Annotated in this window: 1 protein-coding gene; it reads right to left on the reverse strand. The window is 63.9% G+C overall.

Features of this window, described 5'->3' with window-relative positions; translation table 11 throughout:
- Positions 1–2127, reverse strand: a 2127-nt coding sequence (locus JF66_RS16570; RefSeq protein ID WP_035879756.1) for an ATP-dependent Clp protease ATP-binding subunit, incomplete at its 3' end; no start/stop codon positions are given.
- Between the last annotated feature and the right edge of the window lie 23 nt (positions 2128–2150).

Raw genomic sequence — 2150 nt, forward strand, 5'->3', positions numbered from 1 at the left:
GCGGTTGAGGAACTCGGGCTTGAAGTGCTTCTTCAGCTCGTCTTTCACCTTGCCGGCCATGCGCTCGTACCCGGTGGTCGAGTCGCCCTCAAGCTGGAAACCGACGGGGCCACCCGAGATGTCCTTGGTGCCGAGGTTGGTCGTCATGATGATGACCGTGTTCTTGAAGTCGACGACGCGACCCTGGCCATCCGTCAATCGGCCCTCTTCCAGAATCTGGAGCAGGGAGTTGAAGATGTCCGGGTGTGCCTTCTCGATCTCGTCGAACAGCACCACGGAGAAGGGCTTGCGGCGCACCTTCTCGGTGAGCTGGCCGCCCTCTTCGAAGCCGACGAATCCGGGGGGAGCACCGAACAGACGCGATACGGTGTGCTTCTCGCCGTACTCACTCATGTCGAGGGAGATCATCGCGGCCTCGTCGTCGAACAGGAACTCGGCGAGCGCCTTGGCGAGCTCGGTCTTGCCCACGCCGGTCGGGCCGGCGAAGACGAAGGAACCGGACGGACGCTTCGGGTCCTTGAGGCCGGCACGGGTGCGACGGATGGTCTTGGCGAGCGCCGAGATGGCCTCTTCCTGACCGATGACGCGCTGGTGCAGGGCCTTCTCCATGAACACGAGGCGAGCGGACTCTTCCTCGGTGAGCTTGAAGACGGGGATTCCGGTGGCCTGGGCCAGAACTTCGGCAATCAGCCCCTCGTCGACAACCGCCGTGGACTTGACGTCGCCGGACTTCCACTTCTTCTCGAGGCGCAAGCGCTCGCCCAGGAGGTTCTTCTCCTCGTCGCGCAGGCCGGCGGCCTTCTCGAAGTCCTGCTCCTCGATGGCCAGTTCCTTGGCGGCACGAACGACGGCGATCTTCTCGTCGAATTCGCGCAGCTCGGGCGGGCTCGACAGGATCGACAGGCGCAGGCGTGCACCGGCCTCGTCGATCAGGTCGATGGCCTTGTCGGGCAGGAACCGGTCGGAGACGTAGCGGTCGGCCAGGTTTGCGGCGGCGACGAGGGCACCGTCGGTGATGGACACCTTGTGGTGAGCCTCGTAGCGGTCGCGCAGTCCCTTGAGGATGTTGATCGTGTGCGGCAGGGACGGCTCGTTGACCTGGATCGGCTGGAAGCGGCGCTCGAGAGCGGCATCCTTCTCGAAGTGCTTGCGGTACTCGTCGAGAGTGGTCGCACCGATGGTCTGCAGCTCGCCGCGGGCCAGCAGGGGCTTCAGGATGCTGGCGGCATCGATGGCTCCTTCGGCGGCACCGGCACCCACGAGGGTGTGGATCTCATCGATGAAGACGATGATGTCGCCGCGGGTGCGGATCTCCTTGGTGACCTTTTTCAGGCGCTCTTCGAAGTCACCGCGGTAGCGGCTGCCGGCGATGAGCGAGCCCAGGTCGAGCGAGTAGAGCTGCTTGTCTTTCAGCGTCTCCGGAACATCGCCCTTGACAATCGCCTGGGCGAGGCCCTCGACGACAGCGGTCTTGCCGACGCCGGGTTCACCGATCAGGACGGGGTTGTTCTTGGTGCGACGAGACAGGATCTGCATGACCCGCTCGATTTCCTTCTCGCGCCCGATGACCGGGTCGAGTTTGTTGTCGCGTGCCGACTGGGTGAGGTTCCGACCGAACTGGTCGAGCACCTGGCTGCCGGCGGTGTTGGCGGGTTGCTCATTGGCACCGACCTGCACCTGCTCCTTGCCCTGGTATCCGCTCAGGAGCTGGATGACCTGCTGGCGCACGCGGTTCAGGTCTGCGCCGAGCTTCACGAGGACCTGGGCGGCAACACCCTCACCCTCACGGATGAGGCCGAGCAGAATGTGCTCCGTGCCGATGTAGTTGTGGCCGAGCTGCAGCGCTTCGCGCAGGCTCAACTCAAGAACCTTCTTCGCACGCGGCGTGAAGGGGATGTGGCCGGTGGGCTGCTGCTGCCCCTGACCGATGATGTCCTGCACCTGTTCGCGCACGGCATCCAGCGAGATGCCGAGGCTCTCCAGAGCCTTGGCCGCAACGCCTTCACCTTCGTGGATCAGACCGAGCAGAATATGCTCCGTGCCGATGTAGTTGTGGTTGAGCATCTTGGCCTCTTCCTGGGCCAAAACGACGACGCGACGAGCTCGGTCGGTAAATCTCTCAAACATATGATCGCTCCCTTGGCGCCAGG

The sequence above is a fragment of the Cryobacterium sp. MLB-32 genome (genome assembly GCF_000738085.1).
GTDB lineage: Bacteria > Actinomycetota > Actinomycetes > Actinomycetales > Microbacteriaceae > Cryobacterium.